Origin of the sequence: Ignatzschineria indica (assembly GCF_003121925.1) — a bacterium.
Lineage (GTDB): Bacteria > Pseudomonadota > Gammaproteobacteria > Cardiobacteriales > Wohlfahrtiimonadaceae > Ignatzschineria > Ignatzschineria indica.
In genome coordinates this window covers 1,131,721-1,153,027 of sequence record NZ_QEWR01000002.1, presented here as the reverse complement: position 1 = coordinate 1,153,027, position 21,307 = coordinate 1,131,721, and the positions used below count along the sequence as shown (strand labels likewise).

Genomic DNA, 21,307 nt, shown 5'->3' with positions numbered 1-21,307 from the left:
AAGTATAAAAATGCGTCATCGTAAAGCAGGTCGTGCATTTAGTCGCACATCAGCACATAGAAAAGCAATGTTCAAAAATATGTCTGTATCTATTCTTGAGCATGAAATTATTAAGACTACACTCCCGAAAGCAAAAGAGCTTCGTCGTGAAGTAGAACCATTAATTACACTTGCTAAAGTTGATACGGTAGCTAACCGTCGTAAAGCTTTCGCAATCTTAAGATCACGTGAAATGGTCACTAAACTTTTTGAAGTTTATGGTCCACTTTTCAAAGATCGTAATGGTGGTTATCTCCGTATTTTGAAGTGTGGTTTCCGCCCTGGAGATAATGCTCCAATGGCTTATGTTGAATTTGTTGAGCGTCCAGCTAAAGCAAATGAAGCTGATGCCAGCTAAATCATAAATTATTTATTAGCCGGTTATTCTTATAGCCGGCTTTTTTATTTAACGGTCGAAAAGATGAAATTTTTCTTTTATCGAGACTCTCGTGTTATTCCGGATGCACCACGAATTGTTACGATTGGGGCTTTTGATGGAATACATTTAGGTCATCAAAAATTATTGCATAAGGTGAATGCGCTACAGGCTAAAAATCCTGATGCAAAGCGAACATTAGTGACGTTTGAGCCACTTCCTCATGAGTTCTTTTTGAAAGAGAATTCGCCGGCACGAATTATGTCGCTAAAAGAGAAATTAGCTTACCTTAAAAAGAGTCAATTAGTTGATGAGGTGATTATCCTGCCCTTCACTGAACGCTTGCGGGAAGAGTCTCCAGATCACTTTATTGACCATTTTTTAGTAGATCAGCTCAATATTAAGGGAATCGTGATTGGTGCTGATTTTCGTTTTGGTGCGAAAGCGGCAGGATCTTTTGAAGATCTTTCAGCTGCTGGGCAAAAATATGGCTTTGAAGTTGTTCAAGAAGATTACTACTTTATTGGTGGCGTACGTGTCTCCTCGACCTTGGTTCGTGAGGCTCTGGCAGTTTCAAACTTTAATCAAGCGGAGCTCTATTTAGGTCGACCGTATCAGATTATGAGTCGTGTCGTTTATGGAAATCAGCTCGCTAGAAAGCTCGGGACAGCGACGATCAATCTGCCATTAAAACGCTTTAAGCCTCCCTTTACCGGGGTGTATAATGTAGAAGCCACTCTCTGTCGAACTCAGGAGAAGTTGAAAGGTGTTGCCAATATTGGTTATCGACCTACAGTTGATGGCATAAAACCTAATTTAGAAGTACACTTACATGATATCAACCGTAACTTATATGGTGAGACATTTAGTGTTAGATTTCTCTCTAAAATTAGGGATGAGAAACGATTTGAAAGTATTGAAGCATTAAAGGCGCAGATCTTATTAGATGCGGAGGCTTCAAGAGATTATTTTAATCTTCAAAAGTAGGATGTGAACGTGAGTAAAGCAAAAAGAATCGAAGAGAAGAATGACAATATATACCGGGATACCTTAAATCTTCCGGAAACAGATTTTGCGATGAGAGGGAATCTTCCAAAGCGGGAACCTGAGTTTATTGAGTATTGGGATAAGATCGATCTCTACCATAAACAACGGGAGATCTTCAAAGGAAAGCCGAAATTTATTCTTCATGATGGACCTCCTTATGCAAATGGTGCGATCCATTTAGGACACGCAGTTAACAAGATCTTAAAAGATATTATTGTTAAATCTAGAGGGCAATTAGGTTTCGATTCTCCTTATGTTCAAGGTTGGGATTGTCATGGTCTTCCTATTGAATTAGTTGTTGAGAAGAGTTATGGCAAAGTGGGCGATAAATTGACTCCTGCTGAGTTTAGGGCTAAGTGTCGCGAGTTTGCAAAGAGTCAAATTGCAATTCAAGCCGATGGCTTTAAGCGTTTAGGTGTGCTCTCTTATGAAGAGAAACCTTATTTGACGATGAATCAAGATGCGGAAGCTGATATTGTTTTGGCATTAAAAGAGATCGTTAAAAAAGGTCATCTAGAGAAGGGGGCAAGACCTGTTAACTGGTGTCTCGATTGCGGCTCATCTTTGGCTGAAGCGGAAGTAGAGTATGCAGATAAGGTCTCTTATAGTATCGATGTTAAATTCCCGGTGGTAGATGTTGCCTTATTGGGGGAGAAGATTGGTCAGCCATTAGAGGGTGAAGTCTCTGTTGTTATCTGGACAACGACTCCTTGGACATTACCTGGTAACGCGGCTGTTTCTGTGAATAAAGATTTTATCTATGCTTTAGTCGATAAGTCTGGTGATCAACTTCTTGTGGCAAAAGATCTTGTGGAAGAGCTTGAGAAGAGTTGGGGTTGCCAATTACCGATAATTGCAGAATTTGAAGGCGCGGTTTTAGAGAATTTGATGGTGAAGCATCCTATTGAAGCGGATCGCAATGTACCATTGATTTTAGGAGATCACGTTACATTAGATGCAGGGACAGGATTTGTTCATACTGCCCCAGCTCATGGTGAGGAGGACTATGCTGTTGCTCTTGAGTATGGGATCGAATTTGAAAATCCTGTATTAGGTGATGGTACTTATATTGCAACAGTTCCCTATTTTGGCGGTAAAAATATTCGTGGTATTGAGCCTGAAATGATTCAATACTTAACAGATAAAGGAATCTTAATCCATAGCGGTAAGATTACCCACAGCTATGCTCATTGTTGGCGCCATAAAACACCTACAATCTATCGTGCAACGCCTCAATGGTTTATCAGCATGGATAAGCAGGGATTGCGTCAAGAGGTTCTTGATGAAATTGATCAAGTGCAATTTATCCCGACATGGGGTAGAGAGCGTCTTTATGGCATGATCGAAGGCCGTGGCGATTGGTGTATTTCACGTCAACGCTATTGGGGTGTTCCTATTCCTTTCTTCCTACATAAAGAGACAGGGGAGTTACATCCTGAGACTGATCGCTTGATGGAAGAGGTTGCGACAAGAATTCGTAAAGATGGATTAGAGGCTTGGTTTAGTGCAGAAGTAGAAGATTATCTCCCTGCAGAAGAGGCGGCGCTCTACCAGAAAAATAGAGATACATTGGATGTCTGGTTTGACTCTGGAACAACACATTTTAGTGTTTTAGCACGTCGACCTGAATTGAGCTATCCGGCAGATCTCTATCTCGAAGGATCGGATCAGCATCGTGGTTGGTTTAACTCTTCAATTATCACCTCTGTTGCAATTAATGGTGTTGCCCCTTATCGAGCACTATTGACCCATGGATTTACGGTAGATGCGAAAGGCCGTAAGATGTCTAAGTCTTTAGGTAATGGTGTTGAGCCAGCTGATGTGATCGATAAAATGGGCGCAGATGTTCTTCGTCTTTGGGTCTCCTCAACAGATTATCGTGGAGAAATTCCGGTATCAGATGAGATCTTAAAGAGAACTTCAGAAACTTATCGCCGTATTCGTAATACCGTTCGTTTCCTTTTAGCGAATACTAATGAGTTTGATCTTGAGAAGAATGGTTTAAGCTTTGATGAGATGCTTCCTCTTGATCGTTGGATTGTTGCAAGAGCCTTAGAGATCCAAGAGGAGATTAAGGAAGCATATCTTGATTACTCCTTCCATAATGTCTATCAAAAATTACAATACTTCTGCTCAATCGATTTAGGAAGTTTCTATCTCGATATCATTAAAGATCGTCAATATACCGCAGCTAAAGAATCTATTGCGAGACGTTCAGCACAAACTGCGCTCTATCATGTGTTAGAAGCTCTAGTTCGCTGGATGGCACCGATCCTTACCTTTACTGCAGAAGAGGTTTGGTTAGCGATGCGTGATCGTGGTAATGAGCGTTTAGAGTCTGTCTTCTTAACGGAATTCTATGATGGATTGATGCCACTATCTGAATCAGACCCATTCAATACAGCATATTGGAACCGTCTATTAGCTATTCGTGGAGAAGCTTCGAAAGTGATCGAAGGATTACGATCTGAAGGCAGAGTAGGTTCTTCATTACAGACAAAGATTACAATCTATGCAAGTGATGCATTAGCGGCAGATATCGCACGTCTTGAAGATGAGTTGCGCTTTGTTCTTCTCTCTTCATATGCTGATGTTAAACCTCTTTCTGAAGCGCCTGAATCGCTCGAAGAGCATTCTTTAGAGGGTGAAAGCTTTGCAGTAGATGTTGAAGTATTAGGGGATGATTATCAGAAGTGTGTAAGATGTTGGCATCATCGTGAAGAGGTGGGTAAAAATAACGAACATCCGCTTCTTTGTGATCGCTGTATTGAGAATCTATCACCGGAAGGGGAAGATCGTCACTATGCATAAAGCTGCTCATCAAGAGAAGCCAGTTAATATCTACTTCTGGATGATCTTTGTGGTTATCGGAGTCCTACTCGACTTCGGTACAAAATATGCAGCGGAACATCTCTTATTGTACGGGGAGAGTATCCCCGTCTTTAAGGGGCTCAGTTGGACATTAGTCTATAACCCTGGATCAGCTTTTAGTTTTTTAGCAGATCAGGGCGGCTGGCAGAGATGGTTTTTTGTTGCTATTACCGTAGTGATCTCTCTGATTCTCTTTTTTTGGATCAAGCGTACCTCATCTTCGGAAAAGCTTTTAAGATTTGGCTTAGCTGCTGTATTAGTGGGCGCAATTGGTAATCTTATTGATCGGGTAGTTTTGGGGCATGTGGTCGATTTTATTCATGTTTACTTTAATGATTGGCACTTCCCCATCTTTAATGTCGCAGATATCTTTGTTACTACAGGAGTTGCCTTTATCCTTCTCTCCTCATTAACGGAGAAGCGACGGCAACGTGAGGATGAGTCAATTCGTTGATTCTTGAAAGTAGTGTCACCCATAACAGTCATTCATCATCTCTAATAAGTGGTGGTGAATGAGATTGGATGGGTGTGACACTTAATAGATGAAGTAAGAAGTGAAGTGTATTGCCGCAACTCCTTTGTGAGTGCGGTCTGTTAAGGTGCTAGTAGATAGGATAAAACTATGGCAGATGATAAATCAACACTAGAGAAGATCTTAGAACATAACCGTGAGTTTGTTGACTCGAAAGAGTACGATCATCTCTGTACTGATAAGTATCCCAACAAAGAGATTGCAATTTTAACCTGTATGGATGCGCGAATTGTGGAGCTTCTTCCTAAGGCAATGGGAATTCGTAATGGGGATGCTAAGATTATTAAGAATGCCGGTGCGCTAATTAGCCATCCCTGGGGTGCAGTTATGCGCAGTCTTTTAGTGGCGGCACTTGAGTTTAATGTTAAAGAGATTATGGTGGTTGGCCATACTGACTGTGGTATGCGGGGATTTGATCCAGAACATCTTCTTGGTAAAGCCCGTAAATTTGGTATCACAGATGGAACAATTACAACATTGAGAAATGCCGGTATTGATCTTGATGGTTGGTTGCGAGGGTTTGATAATGTTGGCGATAGCGTTCGCTATACGGTCGATCAGATTCGCAATCATCCTTTAATGCCGGGGCGAGTTGTGGTTCATGGTTTAGTGATTCACCCCACAACAGGAAAATTGCATACCGTTGTTAATGGTTATGTCGAGAATGTTAATCTACTTGAAACACCTAGTGGTGCAGCGAGTAATACTGCAAATAATAGTAATTTAGTAGAAGAGAATAATGACTAAGAAGATATTTTTAGCCAATCCCCGCGGGTTTTGCGCGGGTGTGGATCGTGCCATTAGCATTGTTGAGCGAGCGCTCGATCTTTTTGGCGCTCCCATCTATGTTCGTCATGAGGTTGTTCACAATAAATATGTGGTCGATAGCCTGAAAGATCGTGGTGCGATCTTTGTAGATGAGCTTGATGAAGTTCCAGATGGAAAGATTGTTATTTTTTCTGCCCATGGCGTTTCAAAAGCTGTACAAGATAATGCTAAAGAGCGCGGACTTGAGGTGTTTGATGCAACTTGTCCTCTCGTGACGAAGGTACATTTAGAGGTATCTCGTTTTGCGAAAGATGCAATGGATACTGTATTAATAGGTCATGCTGGACATCCTGAGGTGATTGGGACAATGGGGCAGTTTGATTCTCGATATGGTGGGGAGATCCATCTTATCGAAGATCTAGAAGATGCGGATCAGTTAACCGTTAAAGATCCTTCAAAGATTGCTTATGTAACGCAGACAACGCTCTCTTTAGATGACACGTCACAAATTATTGATCGTTTGCGGGAACGTTTTCCGGAGATTCAAGGTCCTAAAAAGAGTGATATCTGTTACGCAACTCAAAATCGTCAAGATGCGGTCAAAACTTTAGCAGAGAATTGTACTTTGATTCTTGTTGTTGGTTCTAAGAATAGTTCTAACTCTAATCGCCTGCGGGAGCTTGCGGAAAAAGAGGGTGCTACAAGCTATCTGATCGACAGAGCAACAGATATTGATCTCGATTGGTTAGATGGGCATCTCAATATAGGTGTTACTGCTGGAGCCTCAGCGCCCGATATCTTAGTGCAAGAGGTGATTACCTTTTTGCAAGAGAAGCGAGATTATCAATTAGTAGGAAATATGCCGGGAATTGAGGAGAATATCGTTTTCCCGCTACCTCGTCTTCTTCGTCCTTCTGAGGATGAGTCAAAGGCTTGATGCTAAAGTAGAGTGTAGTAATTGTAATAGTAGCAATAGTAGCAATAGTAGCAATAGTTGTAATAGTTGTAACCAAAGAACGGTTATAAGTATTCGGTTATATATATTAAATAGCATAAAACCGAAATCATTTTGGAGCTGTCATTCCTAATGATTTCGGTTTTTTATTGAGTGAAGCTCGATTCGTTATCACAGCGCACTTCATTATGGTCATTAACTATCGTAGTTAATTATCTTTACTGCCATTTATAGAAAAAGCTTGAAGGCAGGGTTTTCATTCTCATCTTCAAATTGATAGCCTAATTCATCGAGGAATGATTGGAAGGAGCCATCTTGAAGATCTTTTTCAGGCACCTGCATGCCGATAAGAACGCGACCATAATCTGAACCATGATTGCGATAGTGGAAAAGACTAATATTCCATCGTCCCGCAAGCATTGATAAAAATTGTAAAAGAGCTCCGGGTCTTTCAGGAAACTCAAAGCGGAAGAGTCGCTCATTCTCTGCATCTGCTTTTCCACCAACCATATGGCGAATATGGAGTTTTGCCATCTCATTATCACTCAGATCGACCACATCTAACTGATGGCTCTGAAGTCTTTCTAAAATCTGCTGTTTCTCTTCATCGCCACGGCTCAGTTGTAAGCCTACAAAGATCACCGCTTCTGAGGGATTTCCATAGCGGTAATTGAATTCAGTGATGCTTCGTTTGCCAATAAGGTTGATAAAGTTTTGAAAACTGCCGGGCGATTCAGGAATTTTGACAGCAATGAGCGCCTCATTTCTTTCCCCTAACTCTGCTCTCTCGGCAACATATCGTAATCGATCAAAATTGATATTCGCGCCACTTAAAATGCCGGCAACATTTTTAAATCCAGAGTGGGGATTGGCTTGAAGATACTTTTTAATGCCGGCAACACTGAGGGCTCCAGAAGGCTCGCTTAGGGCGCGTGTATTGTTAAAGATATCTTTCATAGCGGCACAGAGTTCATCAGTTGAGACTGTGATAATCTCATCGACATATTTCTGACACAGCTCGAAAGTCTTTTCTCCGACTAGTTTGACAGCAGTGCCATCGGCAAATGTCCCTACCTGCGGAAGATTGACTCGCTCTCCAGATTCTAAAGAGACTTTCATTGAAGCAGATTCTTCAGGCTCGACCCCAATAATTTTACAATTAGGTGCGATAAATTTGACATAAGCAGCAACGCCGGCGATTAGCCCGCCACCACCAACCGGGATAAAGATCGCATCGAGGTCCGGTTTTTGATCGAGCATCTCTTTACCGATTGTCCCTTGTCCTGAGATCACGGCAAGATCATCGAAAGGATGAATAAAGCTCTTCCCCTCGATTTCTGAAAGATGGAGGGCGTGTGCATAGGCCTCATCAAAGTTATTGCCATGGAGAATTACATTTGCGCCCATTTCACGACATGCATTCACCTTAAGAAGAGGTGCTGAGGTTGGCATTACAATGGTCGTATCAAGCTTGAGGTGGAGGCCACTGAGCGCAACTCCTTGAGCATGATTGCCGGCAGAGGCACAGACAACTCCTTTTGCTTTCTCTTCATCACTCAGTTGGAAAATTCGATTAAATGCACCTCTAATTTTGAAGGAGAAGATCGGTTGTAGATCTTCTCTTTTAAGCCAAATATTACATTTTAATTGTTGGCTGAGTAGGTAGAGATGGTCTAATTGCGTATTTTTTGCAACATCGTAGACACGGGCCGATAAAATATCCCGGATTAATGAGTTCATGAGTGTGTAACCTTTGTTCTTATTAGATTCGGTAGAAGAGATAGAGATTATCTATCATCATAAAGCTATCTAAAGCGTAATTGATCATTTAGGAAGATGTTTTTTGCATTGATCCAACTTCCTATTAGGATCCCCCTTTTAAGTTTAGTTTGATTTTTTAGTTTGACTTTAAAAAGAAACTAAGATTACAGAATGCCTTAGCAAGATTGAGGAATCAAGTATTAGTTGAAACTATTCTTGCACCATATCTAATTTAGGTTTTGGCACCTTATTGGGGATTTGTGGTGTATTGATAAAATGATTGATAAATTGACAAACTTCTCTAAATTGTTCTCGCGTTATTGAAGAGATATGAGTACTCATTGCCGATTCGCTTGAAGTTGTTGGGGAAGAGAAGATGTAAGAAGTGATGGGCGCATTGAAGTAGTGAGTAGAATGCTCTTTGACCTCTGTGATAAAAGCTTGCGAGCCAATGGTTAAAGAGATCGATTGCCGCTCCTTTTGTGCTTGTTTTAATATTGTTGGGATCTTCTGAATCTCTATCTCTATAAATTGGATCTTTGACCAACATTGAGCAGCATCAAGGGGTTCAACCATCTCAAAGAGTGTCACAATAGAGGGCGTTAAGGGAGCCTCTTTTTCAATTAGAATTCGTTGTTGAAAGAAAGGGCGAATAACGGTCGGGATAAAGTGCCAATTTTCGATAGGATTCTCTCGAATGGCTGTTGCCGAAATAGGGCAAAGATCTCGAGGAGGGTCGATTAATATTACCGGAAGCTGAAAGAGCGCCTCATAATGTATCTTATCTTGAGGCTCACTACTAAAGATTAAGGTGGGCTTGATATTGAGTTTTTTTAGATGAGATTTAAGTCGGTCGCTCCAAGCTTCCCAGCCATTGGGGTAGGAGGGAATACCATCCTCATTAAAATCATATAGAAAGATTCCGGGAATATCTTTAAGGCAATCTTTTGCCCAGTTGAGGCGATCTTCAATAGTCGGCGCTGTTGTAAAAGCACTTGCTTGATATAGGGCTTCATCCCGATCAGTTTCGCTACAGACAAAGATGTGAAGCTGATCCACCATCAACTTAGCAGAGAGAATCATACTGATATGACCTTGATGAAGTGGGTAGAATTTTCCGACAATAAGACCGATCTTTTTCATATTTTTTATAGGGGATAGAGGGATTATCTAATAATGATGGAAGGATTATGTGAGTGGAAGGATTATCAAAAATTATAGTAATTTTATAACAAGTTGAACATGTTATAATATCATGCCTTTAGACGTGACGATGGTAGAGAAATAATTCTCTATCATAACTCTCCCTAATAGGGTTGAGAATTGATCTATTTCCCGCTTTCTTTTAGAGAATATTTGCATGATAACATCGATTTTAACAGGTAGTTTTTTATGGGCAGGGAGTCTTATTACTCTGTTACTCTATATCGTCTTTATTTTAGCGGTATGTGTCAAAATTATTATGGACAATACTAGTGCCAGTAAAACATTGGGCTATCTTGTTTTGATCGTATTTTTACCGCTTTTTGGGGTGATTCTCTATCTCTCATTAGGGGTCAATTATCGTAATAAGGCGATGTACGATAAAAAGCTTGAATATAATGATGATCTAAAAGATAAGATTTATGAATATACCAAACATATTGAGAATAACCCTCAAGCAATCGATAACCCTGTTATTGAGCAATTTAAGCGATTAGCTCACTCAGTTTCAACGGAAGATATCCATTGGATGAGCCTCAATAATGATGTGAAGCTCTTAAAAAATGGGGAAAATAAGTATCCGGAAGTTTTAAAGGAGATCGCTGCGGCAAAAGAGACCATTCATATTGAGTATTATATTGTTCGAAATGATGGGATTGGTAATCAGATCAAAGATCTCTTGATTAAAAAAGCGAGAGAGGGTGTTAAGGTTCGCTTTATCTACGATGATTTTGGCAGTAAAAAGATTCGAGGGCAATTTGCACAAGAGATGCGAGATGCAGGTATCGAAGTTTATGCTTTTAGAAAACTGCTCTTTATCTTCTGGGCTAATCGGGTCAATTATCGTAATCACCGTAAAATTATTGTGATTGATGGACGCGTAGGGTTTGTCGGTGGAATCAATATCGGAGATGATTATATTAATGTGCCGGGAAGCGGTAAGCCGATATTGCGAGATATGCATGTACGCCTTGAAGGTTATAGTTGCTATGCATTGCAACATATTTTTTTATCAGATTGGAATTTCTGTGCAAAGCAGAAGATTGAACCTAATGCGCAACTTTTCCCAGTGGATTTACGGGAAGAGCAGGGTAAAACAGCGGTGCAAATTGTGGCAAGTGGGCCCGATTCCCCTGAGCCTTATATTATGAATTCGATCATTCAGGCAATTGCATTAGCGAAGAAAGAGGTACTTATTACGACTCCCTACTTTATTCCAACAGAGCAGATCTTAACGATGCTAAAGATTGCGGCAAGAAGCCAGGTAAAAGTAAAACTCTTAGTGCCGGAACGAACCAATTCACTCTTAGTTCGAATGGCGAGTCGAGCGCTCTATCTTGATCTATTACGTGCCGGCGTTGAGATCTATCATTATCAAAAGGGCTTGATCCATGCGAAGACGAGTGTTTATGATCGGAGTTTAGCGATGATCGGAACAGCAAATATGGATATTAGAAGCTTTGATCTCAACTTTGAAGTGAATGCCATAATGTATGATCGAGAATTTGCCGAGAAGATGACAGCACAATATTATGAGGATCTTGAAAGTTCTGTTCAGGTGACTCTCGAAGAGTGGGAGAAGCGCCCTAAATATAAGGTTTTTGCTGATAAAGTGGTCTATTTAGCGTCATCTCTACTCTAATTCTGCTGATTTTAAGTAGTTACTATTTAGCCTATCTGAAGGGCTATGAGCTATAAAGGCAACAGTTACAGTTACTCTAAATTAGGCTAATTAGGCTAATTAGCCTAATTCGAATAAGTAGAATAAGTAGAATAACTAGATTCCGCTATAACAGATCTTGTTATAGCAAAGAGGAAGGCGAAAGATTTAATCGTTTTGATAGATATTGCTGTTCTGTCGAGGAGAGCTGTGTTAATTGATGTCTAAGGAGAAAGTGGAGTGTTACTAACCCACTATTGGGTTTAAATTTTTCGCCATCGAGAAGTGCTGCCATCACCTCTTCTGAGGTGAGTGCATGAAATGCTTCCACTTCACCATCATTAATTTGGGGCTCAAAAGAGGGAGGAATGGGGAGATCAAAGATAAAGATCGACTCATCTCGAATGCTCTTGTTATGCTCAGTGAGATAGTTAAAAGGGGTAACAAAGGAGAGCGCTTCTGTTGCCGCTTCTGGAATATTAGCTTCCTCCATCGCTTCACGCTTTGCAGTTACAAGTGGAATTTCACCATAACTTAAACCACCTGCTGCAATATTATCGAGCTTATGGGGTTCAATCCGCTTGAGTTTAGAACGCTGAGCAACCCAGATATGGGAGATTTGATCGCTCTTTTCAGTCTCAACATAGCCATTGATATGAACTCCAAATACTCTAAAGCCTAAGAAAGGGGCAACACCACGTTCTATCGTAAAGAGGGCATTTTGCAATCGTTCTTTACGGCGATAGACTCCATAGGCCTCATCTCTCCAATTAGTAATAATGCCGGCAAGGCGCAAATCTTCTGAAAAGCTGGCAAGAAACGCATTACGCTCATCAAATGTAGCGCAAATAAATTGGGAGGTAAAGGTGACTGTTGATGTTGCTTGATTCAGCTGAAAGAGCTCCGGATAGTTCGCAATAATGTCGATATTATCTTGATGTATCCAACCGATAATCTCTTCTTGAAAATAGAGGGGCCAGTAGAGAGAAAAATTGGGTTTTGGGAGATATTTAAAGAGATTTGAGAGCATATTAAATGATGAGGTAAGAGAAGAGCTAATGGGCATTAAGGAGAGAAATCTCAAGAAGATTCCCTAGAATACTTCTTGAATAATGCCCAAGCCCTCTCACTATTATTTTCTTTTTGTTGTTGGATTGAATTGTTAGATCGAATTCTTAGGAGCAGATTAAATTTTTTGATCGATCGCAGTTAATAACGACGCAATGTTTGTGTGATATCTGCTGCAAGAGAGTTGGCAATCTTCTGTAATGCGCTGTTGTATGCAGCAACACCCCCTTCTGCATCATAACTTCTGCTCGGTTCTGTAATATTGTAGGTGAAGGTCTTAATAATCTTGTTATTACGATTATCAATGAGGCGTGCTTGAAGCTTTAAGACAACATGATTTTCAGTGGCATTAGGAAAGATCTGATTCATCTCCAATAATGTGATGTCGAGACGATTTTGAGCATTAACGCTATTGGGTGCCGTAACAACATATTGGAAGAGGGCACGATTCTCTAAATCTTGAGTAATCAGCGATTGAATCAATTGTGCTGGCGGTGCAATCCAATCACTTTTTGTGTAGCTCTCAATTTCATTAGGTGAACGGCTGTAGGTCATATCGGTTGAGAGACGACCTAAAGATTTTACTTGCGAGATCATAAGTGAAGGGAGCGATCGATTGCCGGTGTTAACACTATCTTCTGCCGGAGTTAAGGTAAAGCTCTTCTTGGGGGGAGCAGATGCACATCCTACAATGATAAGGGGAAGAGCAAAAAAGAGGATAAGTTTTTGCAAACGCTTCATAAATATTCTCCTGATAGAGGCTTTAAGCCCTTGGAACGGATCGAAAATTAAAGTTAAATTTAGATAGAGTATTTAGATAGGGTGTAGATCGGTAGAAAGTGTTTCTACCGATCCTATGATTTTACTCACCAGGCCCCGGTTGCTGTTTGGGTTTTCCTAAGATTAAGGAGTTAGGTGATGCTTCTAGTTCTTGCATAAAGAGAGAGAAGTTGTAAAGAGCGTTCTCCAATGTTGGTAAAATGGATTGGAGATTACTATTAGTCTCTTCTCCTAAGTTATTCCAGGTTCCTAAAGTCAATTGAGCACTATCTAGAGTCTTGTTGACATTAACAGTTGTCTGTTCAAGTTGTTTTGATGCGCCTTGGATCTGTTTAGCAAACTCACCTAAAGCCGCCGCTGCCTCTTTCACTTTCGGTTGAATTGTATCGATTGTATCTGTCGCTTTCTCTGTTAATGTATTGACTTTACCACCAATGCCGGCAAGATCTGCGGTAAAGGCATTGGTGTTGCTTAAGATATTGGAGAAGTTATCGATATTTTGTGTTGTTAAAATAGATCCCATCTTTTTAGAGAGCTCAGTGAGCGACTTGGTAATATTATCGAGCGCTTCATCTAGACGGCGCGCAAGGGAAGGACCATTTTGAATTGTGGGAATAGGATCCGCTTTTGTAGGGAGAAGAGCGCCTGCTTGAGGCGTTCCTCCGCTTAAACTAACATTAACGATGCCGGTAATTCCACGATTGATCAATTCTGCTTTGGTATCTTTTTTGATAGGAGTTCCCACATCAATATTGAGGAATATCGTCACATAGCGAGGATCTTCATGATTAAGTTCAATTTTACTCACTTTACCAACATTGACGCCGCGATAATCGATAGGAGAGTTGACAGAAAGACCGGCAACCGATTCATTCGTAACAACTTTATACTCAATGGTGTTGACCTTTTCAAAGCCATTTGTCAGCCAAATTATAAGTGCAATAAGACATGCGATAAAACCGAGAACAAATGCGCCGACAATAGTGTAATTAAATTTGTGTTCCATGTGCCTCTCCCACTGTGCGTCCACGTGGACCTTGGAAATAGTGTTGAATTAAAGGATTATCATTTTTAACCAGTTCAGCAATGGGCTGATAAGCGATCAGTTTTTTATCACCTAAAAATGCGACCTGATCTGAGATTGCCCAGATAGAATCTAAGTCATGGGTGACCATAACAACGGTTAGATTGAGCGATTCTTTGAGCTGACGCATAAGATCATCAAACTCTGCTGCAGAGACAGGATCGAGCCCAGCTGTTGGCTCATCTAAGAAGAGCAGCTCGGGGTCAAGTGCCAATGCTCTTGCCAAACTTGCGCGTTTGATCATACCGCCTGAGAGATCTTTGGGGAGCAGATTGGCTGCTTGAGGTTTTAAACCTGATAAGGTGAGCTTCAGCATCGCCACTTCTTCCATCTCTTTACGACTTAGCTTTGTATGTTCTTGTAGTGGCACCATAATATTTTCTAGCACGGTTAGCGAGCTAAAAAGAGCCCCACCCTGAAAGAGCATACCAAAGGTTTGACGTAATTTTTGAGCCTCTTTATGGGTTGATCCCCAAACGGGTTGATTAAAGAGATAAACTTGGCCCTTTGTGGGTTTTTGCAGCATGATGATGCAGCGGAGTAGGGTTGTTTTTCCAGAGCCCGATCCGCCTACAAGTGCAACAAGTTCTCCTCTTTTTACCGTCATATTGAGATCTTCATGAACAGAATGGGTTCCAAAGCTGTTATAGATATGTTCTACACGAATCACATCATCATTATTCACCGCTTGAGATTGCGGCATAGCAATTTTAACTTCACTCATCGATCGATCTCCCTATAAGCCGACATTGCGCATTAAGATTGAGAAGAGCGCAACGATGACAATGACGTAGAAGATAGATTGTACAACCGCCTTCGTTGTCTGTTGTCCAACACTATCAGCGCCTCCTTGTACTTGGAATCCTTGATAACATCCTACAAGTGTAATCACTATTGCAAAGACGGGAGCTTGGATAATGCCTACTAAGAGCGAGCGCCAAGTAACGGCATTGGGGATCGTTGTGATAAACTCACCAAAAGAGATATCGAGATAGATTGCCGCTAAACACATACTACCGAAGATTGCCATCATATCGGCAAAGAGTGTTAATAGGGGAAGTGAAACAGCAAGCGCATACATTTTGGGTAGAACGAGTTGGTCATAGCGATTGATACCGATTGTTTCTAGCGCATCCACCTCTTCATTGACCACCATGGTCCCGATCTGTGCGGCATAGGCCGCCCCCGTTCGTCCGGCAATAATAATCGCCGTTAAGAGAGGGCCTAAAACACGTAAAATTGCAACAGTAGAGAAATCGACAATGTAGATACTAGCGCCAAACATCTGCAGAAGACTCCCCGCTTGATAGGAGATAACAGCACCGATTAAGAAGTTAAGTAGACCAATAATCGGAAGCGCCATAACTCCTGCACTCTGGATATTCGCCCAGAAAGCACTCCATCTAATTTTCCAAGGCGTAAAAGCGCGTTGTGTCGCAATGACAGAAATTTCCCCAATAAATTCGATAAATTTCTGGATCTCATCGAGAAGATAGATGGTAAACATTCCGACTCGTTTGGTGAAACTATTACGATTATCGGGAGCAGCCAGTTGAATGCCGGCATCTTCAATACGAGATTTAATGTAGAGGTAGAGATCGAGCTGTTTCTTTTCAAATCCTTGATAATCGATCTTACTCTCTTTGGGGAGGCTCTTAAGAGCAATATAGAGCTCTTGGCATCCGGTGGTATCGATTTGGCTCAATTTTGATCCATCGATCGTTACATCTTTCAGGGCAGCAATTTGTGGTTGAATCTTATCTGATGCGAGCTGTATCTCTCGCAGATTAGATAGCGTCCACTGCCCATCAATTATGATTGTATTGTTATCAATCGTTATCATTCTGTTTGCTCATTAGTAACGGATATAAAAGTATCGGTAAATATTGATCACTATCGATGCATATTGATTCGTTATCAATTTGATTATTCGATTATTCAACTATTTGATTGATCAATTATTCAGTTGCTCAATTAGTCAGCTATTCAAATTATTCAAACTATTCAAATTATCAAAACTTTATTCATCAAGATTTCTATTTAAATATCTCTATTGAAAATTTTATCATTTAAAACATTATAGAAAATAGTATGAAGAATAACTATGAAAAATATAACTATGAAAAGTGCTTATTGCAGTTCTTGATCATGATTCTTATCAAAATTTATACTTAAATCTTGATGGCGGTTCAATATTGTACGTGGAATAACAGTGATTAGCGAGGATTAACTTTTCGCCATGCGGCAGGATTTTGCTGATGTCCTGCTTGTGACCAGATCCCTCGTTTTGCTGCTTTCGCCTCCTCTTCTGCTCTATAATATTGAGGGTCATTATTATATTGCCGATAAACAACCGCTTCCCCTAATCGGACCATCTCAAGTCCGATATCTTTTTGGTTGTAAAAGAGCTGTGCGACATAACGTTGGTAGTGATCTCGATCTCTAATTTTCAGAGTAATGATATCATTTTTCTCTTTAGGAAGAAGATTTATCAATGCCTTTTTAGCGCGATCTCCCCAAGGTTTTTGTCCCATTTCTGGTGCATCCATACCCCAGATTCTCACCCTTAACTTATGCCATTTTCCGCTCGCTTTTCCTGTAGGAGAGCAACTTGTAGGGCAGATCGCGGTGATTGAATCACCATCACTAATGTGATTAATTTTACAGGGGCATTGATAGCCCTTTTCGAGCTGAGTCTGCTCTTGAGTATCCCCTTGGCTACTTTTTAGTGGGTGTGGCCTTTCGAGAAAAAAAGAGCTAGCAAAGATCGCCATAAAGAGAAACGCGACAATTATTTTCCCTTTCTGTTCTCGCTTTATCTTACTCAATAAGTTTTTTAAATAATATTTAATGGCTTTTGAGTATCGGTATTCCATATTAATAGATTAATAGTTTGATTGTTTGATCGTTTAGTTTCGAGTGATGCTCTCTTATTAAATGTTGATGAGGTGTTTAGGAAAGCATTCTTCCAAATGAAGCTATTTTAGGAAGCTGTTTTATGAAGTCATTTTAAATCATTAGGCTAAAATTTAGCTAGCTTTATCGATTTTATATGACTCTATAGTAGAAGGGGGAAGATCCAGTGCAAAATCAGCTGGAGAGAGATAAAGGCAAAGAGGCCGGCAATCATATCATCGAGCATAATGCCAAGTCCTCCAGATACGCGCTGATCTGCAATCTTGATGGGCCAAGGTTTTAAGATATCAAAGAAACGGAAGAGGAGGAATCCCAAGATAATGGTACTCCATGAGAGTGGTGCAGCAATCATGGTGATCCAAAAACCCACAAACTCGTCCCAGACAATGCCACCATGATCGTGGACGCCTAATTCATCACTTGCTTTTTGGCAGATAATGATACCGGCAATACTAGTCAAAAGAAGCATCAGAAGATAAAACGGTAGTGAGAGGGTTAATGAGAAGATAATCCAGAAGGGGATAGCCATTAAAGTTCCCATTGTCCCAGGGGCTATTGGGGAGAGGCCGGCACCAAACCCAGAAGCTAAAAATTGCCAGGGAGTTTTGATAGTGATTTTGGGATTCATTTGAAACCTCCTTCTGAGGAATGGGAATGATAGTCTGTCTCTGCAACGCTTCTATCTGCTATTGATACCTAACGGATTATTTAACGAAGTAATGTTCACGAATAAATTTTAACTCATTGATCGATTCACGAATATCATCAAGTGCAAGATGGGTATTCTTCTTCTCGTAACTAAGCGGGTTAGAATACCAACGTTTAACAACTTCTTTAAATGAGCTGACATCGATATTACGATAGTGGCAAAATTGATCGAGTTCCGGCATATATTTTTTTAGAAAGCGTCGATCGGTACCAATACTGTTACCGCAAAGGGGAGATTTCCCCGCAGGAATCCATTGTGAGGCAAACTGAAGTGTCGCATTCATTGCATCAGTTACTGTGACATCGCTCTCTTTAATTCGCTTGATTAAGCCTGAATTGCCATGTGTGGTTTGACACCAATCATCCATGAGGTCGAGAATCTCTTGAGGCTGATAGATTGCAAGGTTAGGACCTTCTGCTAAGAAGTTGAGATCTTTATCTGTAATGATTGAGGCGATCTCAATAATGTGGTGAATCTCCTCATCAAGGCCGGTCATCTCTAGATCGATCCAAAGTAGATTGCTTTCAGATTGCATATTTTTCTTCCTATATTGCGTCTTAAGTAATTGAATAGTGGAGTGGGAAAGGGGCATTATACCGAAAAGAGTGGGTCGGGAGAATTAAAAAGGCAGAGTCTCATTTGAACTCTGCCTCGTTTATCTAAAGCTATTGGAATTCTTTAAGGAGTTTAGCCTCGGATAAAGACAATTTCGCCGGTGACATCATTAGGCTTATAGGCGTATCCTTCAAGATTAAATTTCTTGAGCTCTTGGAGATCTGTAATGTTGTTTTCACTGACAAAGCGGGTCATTAAACCTCGCGCTTTCTTTGCATAAACACCGATTACTTTATATTCGCCATTACTAAAATCTTTAAAAATTGGGGTGACAACTCGTGCTTTTAATTTTTCAGGGCGAACAGCTTTAAAGTACTCATTTGAAGCGAGGTTGATAACTACTTTTGCATCGATCTCATCAATACGGCGATTGAGATATTCTGTGACTAGATCTCCCCAGAACTCATAGAGATTTTTTCCTCGTGGATTAGGAAGTGCCGTTCCCATCTCTAAGCGGTAAGGGGCGATAAGATCTAAGGGGCGAATAGCACCATAAAGACCCGATAAAATCGCTAAGTGACGATTGAGAAAATTGACACAATTTTCAGGTAGGTCGTATGCAGAGAGCCCTTGATAGACATCACCATTGAAGAGATAGAGTGCAGGTTTTGCATTTTGTGAGGTAAATGGAACCTCAAATTCTCTAAAGCGCTCTACATTCTGCTCTGCTATTCGCTCAGATACTTTCATAAGACTCTGAATCTCTTCCGTTGAGTATTGACGAAGAATATCAATTAGCGCCTCTGACTCCTGAAGTAGCTCAGGCTGTTCAAGACTTGTAATTGGTGGTGGAGTATGTTCATCCAACATCTTTGCAGGAGAAAGTAAAAACAGCATAGTAATCCTCTTTATTGTTGTTTTAATTGTTATCTTAATCTTAGTTAATGATCAATTTTATCATCTGTTTGCGTTACACTCTTTTCCATCAGAGTATCTCTTTTTGCTAAAAAATAAAAGAAAATTAAGGCGACGATGTAAGCGATGATCGTGCTGACAAAAAGATCGATAGGGAAATGCATCCCAAGTCGTAATCGACTAATCATCATTAACCCAGCCCAGAGTGTCATAATAACAATCGCGACCGCTGTTTTAGGATCTTTTTCCCGGGTCATAAAACCGACAATAATAAAGGCCCACATCACCGCAAAAATCGTATGCCCTGAAGGGAATGAGTAACCTGTTTCCGCTTGCCAGTGAGATTTTAACCAGTTGGGGGTTATAGGATCATCCTTAATTGCATTAGCAACAATTGTGCCGCGCTCTTTGCGAGGAAGCTCATAAAATGACTCAATATCTACTCCTTGATTAACGACATAACTCATGTAGGGGCGAGGCTCTTCCCAGAGAACTTTAATCGTGCTTTTAATGATCTGTGTACTACCTTGTAGCAAAAAGACACTTAAAAAGATAATAACCCAGTGATGCTGTAATTTTTTACAACGCATGCTCAGCCAGATAGCCAAAACAAGCGATGTTAGTAGTGCAAAATAGGGGGCGGAGCCAGATTCAGTTACGATAAAGAGGATAGCATCTATCGCCGTATAGCTGTGAAGTGGAGACCAGTGCCAGCCTAGAATCCAAGCTAAAAGTGGGATAAGTAGTAATGCGATAAAAACAAAAGAGAGATTACGAAATAGGGTTTTATAGGTGTTCATCATAAATAGTTGATAATCAGGTGTTAGGGTGATTGATTATAAATCAATTCTTTATTGAGGGATAACCTTGTCGTGATGAGCTAAGGGCAGTATCAGCGAAAATAGTGGAGCCCAAAGAGCTGGTCAAGTTGCCGTGCTACGCCATCTTCAATGTTTTTAGCGATGATTCGATCGGGAAACTGTGCTTTTAACGGTTCTGTTGCATTACCCATAATAAAAGGGTGCGCCACCAGTGAGAGTAGCTCTCGGTCATTGAGTTGATCACCAAAAGCGATGCAATGTTGTGGGTCGATATTGAGTGCCTCTAAGACATATTGTGCCCCGACTGCTTTATTGATCCCTAGCGGCATCACTTCGAGATAGGTTGATGATGAGGTTGAAACTGAAGCGCCATCAAAGAAATCATAGGCGATTGAGAGATGATCGTGCAGCTCCTCTTCTGGTAAGACAAAGAGCGCCTTTGTTAATGTCTCATTGACCCAATCGTGATTAGGGCAAAGTACTTCAAAGCGCTCACCCGGACAGGTATAGTGATGGGGAACACCATCTTTGGTGTAGATAATATTGTTGTGGTAGAAGATGGGGGGATATCGATATTCATTAGAGAAGTTGAAAACTTGCTTTAAGACAGGCTTTGGTAATGTTGCCTCATGTAGAACAGCATCTCTTTTAAAGTCAAAGACGCGAGCGCCATTGTAGTTAATGATATATTCTGCTCCACCAATGGCTTTTGCAAAAGGGAGGCTACCGGCAAAACTTCTTCCTGTACTGAAGATGATCTGAATCCCTTTCGATTTTAGTATCGTAAGAATCTCCTGAAGTGCCGGAGAGAGTGCATTATTATCATTGAGACTGGTGCCATCAAGGTCTAGAAAAATCGCTTTAAAGCTCATGAAAGATCCTTTTGTCGAGTGAAATGCATAAAAGAGAACTTGTAGAGTATAGAGTGATAGCGTGAAGGCGACAAGCGGTGATCAGATGATCTCTTTTATCCCTTTTCATTTCATCCTAGATCTAAATCTTGATCTAAATCGATTAATAGCGCTTTTAAGTTGGGCTTTTAATGATCGATATTATCGCTATATACTTGAAACTAATTTCTCATTTTAGTGCTAAATAGATTATAATAAGGCGGTAATAAAGCCGATCGATACTAGTCGGTAGCAGGCTTCATGTTACTATAGAGTCGGTTTCTTGTAGCGAGGAGCTCTGATAAAATAGAGAACTCATCATATAACGACGATAAGAACTAAAAAAGTGAGAACTAA

At 40.6% G+C, this 21,307-nt stretch carries 20 protein-coding genes; 7 read left to right on the top strand and 13 right to left on the bottom strand.

What is annotated here, in order from left to right:
* The first annotated feature begins 10 nt into the window (after positions 1-10).
* The 6 genes from rplQ to ispH all read left to right on the top strand — a co-directional run bounded on the left by rplQ (position 11) and on the right by ispH (position 6,570).
* Positions 11-397, top strand: coding sequence for a 50S ribosomal protein L17 (gene rplQ / locus DC082_RS05105; RefSeq protein WP_094566742.1), 387 nt, complete (start codon positions 11-13; stop codon positions 395-397).
* Between the two features lie 63 nt (positions 398-460).
* Positions 461-1,402 (top strand): bifunctional riboflavin kinase/FAD synthetase, encoded by a 942-nt coding sequence (gene ribF / locus DC082_RS05100; RefSeq protein WP_109236022.1) that lies wholly within the window; start codon positions 461-463, stop codon positions 1,400-1,402.
* A 90-nt stretch (positions 1,403-1,492) separates the two neighbouring features.
* Complete coding sequence (gene ileS / locus DC082_RS05095) at positions 1,493-4,273, top strand: isoleucine--tRNA ligase (RefSeq protein WP_229821624.1); 2,781 nt, start codon at positions 1,493-1,495, stop codon at positions 4,271-4,273.
* Complete coding sequence (gene lspA, locus DC082_RS05090) at positions 4,266-4,787, top strand: signal peptidase II (protein ID WP_109236020.1); 522 nt, start codon at positions 4,266-4,268, stop codon at positions 4,785-4,787. The genes ileS and lspA overlap by 8 nt, the downstream gene beginning before the upstream one ends.
* A gap of 168 nt (positions 4,788-4,955) precedes the next feature.
* Complete coding sequence (locus DC082_RS05085; RefSeq protein WP_109236019.1) at positions 4,956-5,612, top strand: beta-class carbonic anhydrase; 657 nt, start codon at positions 4,956-4,958, stop codon at positions 5,610-5,612.
* The gene (gene ispH / locus DC082_RS05080; RefSeq protein ID WP_109236018.1) at positions 5,605-6,570 is read left to right on the top strand and encodes a 4-hydroxy-3-methylbut-2-enyl diphosphate reductase; all 966 of its coding nucleotides are present in this window, start codon (positions 5,605-5,607) and stop codon (positions 6,568-6,570) included. The genes DC082_RS05085 and ispH overlap by 8 nt, the downstream gene beginning before the upstream one ends.
* A 246-nt stretch (positions 6,571-6,816) precedes the next feature.
* Here ispH and ilvA read toward each other — a convergent pair whose 3' ends face one another.
* Positions 6,817-8,328 (bottom strand): threonine ammonia-lyase, biosynthetic, encoded by a 1,512-nt coding sequence (ilvA, locus tag DC082_RS05075; RefSeq protein ID WP_109236017.1) that lies wholly within the window; start codon positions 8,326-8,328, stop codon positions 6,817-6,819.
* 231 nt (positions 8,329-8,559) lie between these two features.
* The gene (locus DC082_RS05070) at positions 8,560-9,492 is read right to left on the bottom strand and encodes an adenylyltransferase/cytidyltransferase family protein (protein WP_109236016.1); all 933 of its coding nucleotides are present in this window, start codon (positions 9,490-9,492) and stop codon (positions 8,560-8,562) included.
* A gap of 217 nt (positions 9,493-9,709) precedes the next feature.
* Between DC082_RS05070 and cls the strand changes: the two genes are divergently transcribed.
* Positions 9,710-11,194, top strand: a complete 1,485-nt coding sequence (cls, locus tag DC082_RS05065; RefSeq protein WP_109236015.1) for a cardiolipin synthase — start codon at positions 9,710-9,712, stop codon at positions 11,192-11,194.
* A 160-nt stretch (positions 11,195-11,354) separates the two neighbouring features.
* On the opposite strand, the gene DC082_RS05060 is transcribed toward cls, so the two are convergent.
* From DC082_RS05060 to DC082_RS05010, 11 genes are all read right to left on the bottom strand, one after another.
* Positions 11,355-12,296 (bottom strand): NUDIX hydrolase, encoded by a 942-nt coding sequence (locus tag DC082_RS05060; RefSeq protein WP_133243686.1) that lies wholly within the window; start codon positions 12,294-12,296, stop codon positions 11,355-11,357.
* Positions 12,297-12,421: 125 nt separating this feature from the next.
* The gene (locus DC082_RS05055; RefSeq protein WP_109236013.1) at positions 12,422-13,021 is read right to left on the bottom strand and encodes an ABC-type transport auxiliary lipoprotein family protein; all 600 of its coding nucleotides are present in this window, start codon (positions 13,019-13,021) and stop codon (positions 12,422-12,424) included.
* A gap of 121 nt (positions 13,022-13,142) precedes the next feature.
* Positions 13,143-14,066, bottom strand: a complete 924-nt coding sequence (locus DC082_RS05050; protein ID WP_109236012.1) for an MlaD family protein — start codon at positions 14,064-14,066, stop codon at positions 13,143-13,145.
* Positions 14,050-14,868: an ABC transporter ATP-binding protein gene (locus DC082_RS05045; protein ID WP_229821586.1), complete on the bottom strand. Its 819-nt coding sequence runs from the start codon at positions 14,866-14,868 to the stop codon at positions 14,050-14,052. The genes DC082_RS05050 and DC082_RS05045 overlap by 17 nt, the downstream gene beginning before the upstream one ends.
* Positions 14,869-14,880: 12 nt before the next feature.
* Positions 14,881-15,987, bottom strand: coding sequence for an MlaE family ABC transporter permease (locus DC082_RS05040; protein WP_109236011.1), 1,107 nt, complete (start codon positions 15,985-15,987; stop codon positions 14,881-14,883).
* 373 nt (positions 15,988-16,360) lie between these two features.
* Entirely contained in the window at positions 16,361-16,972 is a 612-nt protein-coding gene (locus DC082_RS05035; RefSeq protein ID WP_157957409.1) for a thermonuclease family protein, read from the bottom strand.
* A gap of 230 nt (positions 16,973-17,202) precedes the next feature.
* Entirely contained in the window at positions 17,203-17,688 is a 486-nt protein-coding gene (locus DC082_RS05030) for a phosphatidylglycerophosphatase A family protein (RefSeq protein WP_109236009.1), read from the bottom strand.
* Positions 17,689-17,764: 76 nt separating this feature from the next.
* Positions 17,765-18,304, bottom strand: coding sequence for an oligoribonuclease (gene orn / locus DC082_RS05025; protein WP_094566757.1), 540 nt, complete (start codon positions 18,302-18,304; stop codon positions 17,765-17,767).
* A 152-nt stretch (positions 18,305-18,456) separates the two neighbouring features.
* Positions 18,457-19,221, bottom strand: a complete 765-nt coding sequence (yaaA, locus tag DC082_RS05020; RefSeq protein WP_109236008.1) for a peroxide stress protein YaaA — start codon at positions 19,219-19,221, stop codon at positions 18,457-18,459.
* A gap of 44 nt (positions 19,222-19,265) precedes the next feature.
* The gene (locus tag DC082_RS05015) at positions 19,266-20,042 is read right to left on the bottom strand and encodes a phosphatase PAP2 family protein (RefSeq protein WP_109236007.1); all 777 of its coding nucleotides are present in this window, start codon (positions 20,040-20,042) and stop codon (positions 19,266-19,268) included.
* An 89-nt stretch (positions 20,043-20,131) separates the two neighbouring features.
* Entirely contained in the window at positions 20,132-20,932 is an 801-nt protein-coding gene (locus DC082_RS05010) for a Cof-type HAD-IIB family hydrolase (RefSeq protein ID WP_109236006.1), read from the bottom strand.
* Positions 20,933-21,307: the final 375 nt, after the last annotated feature.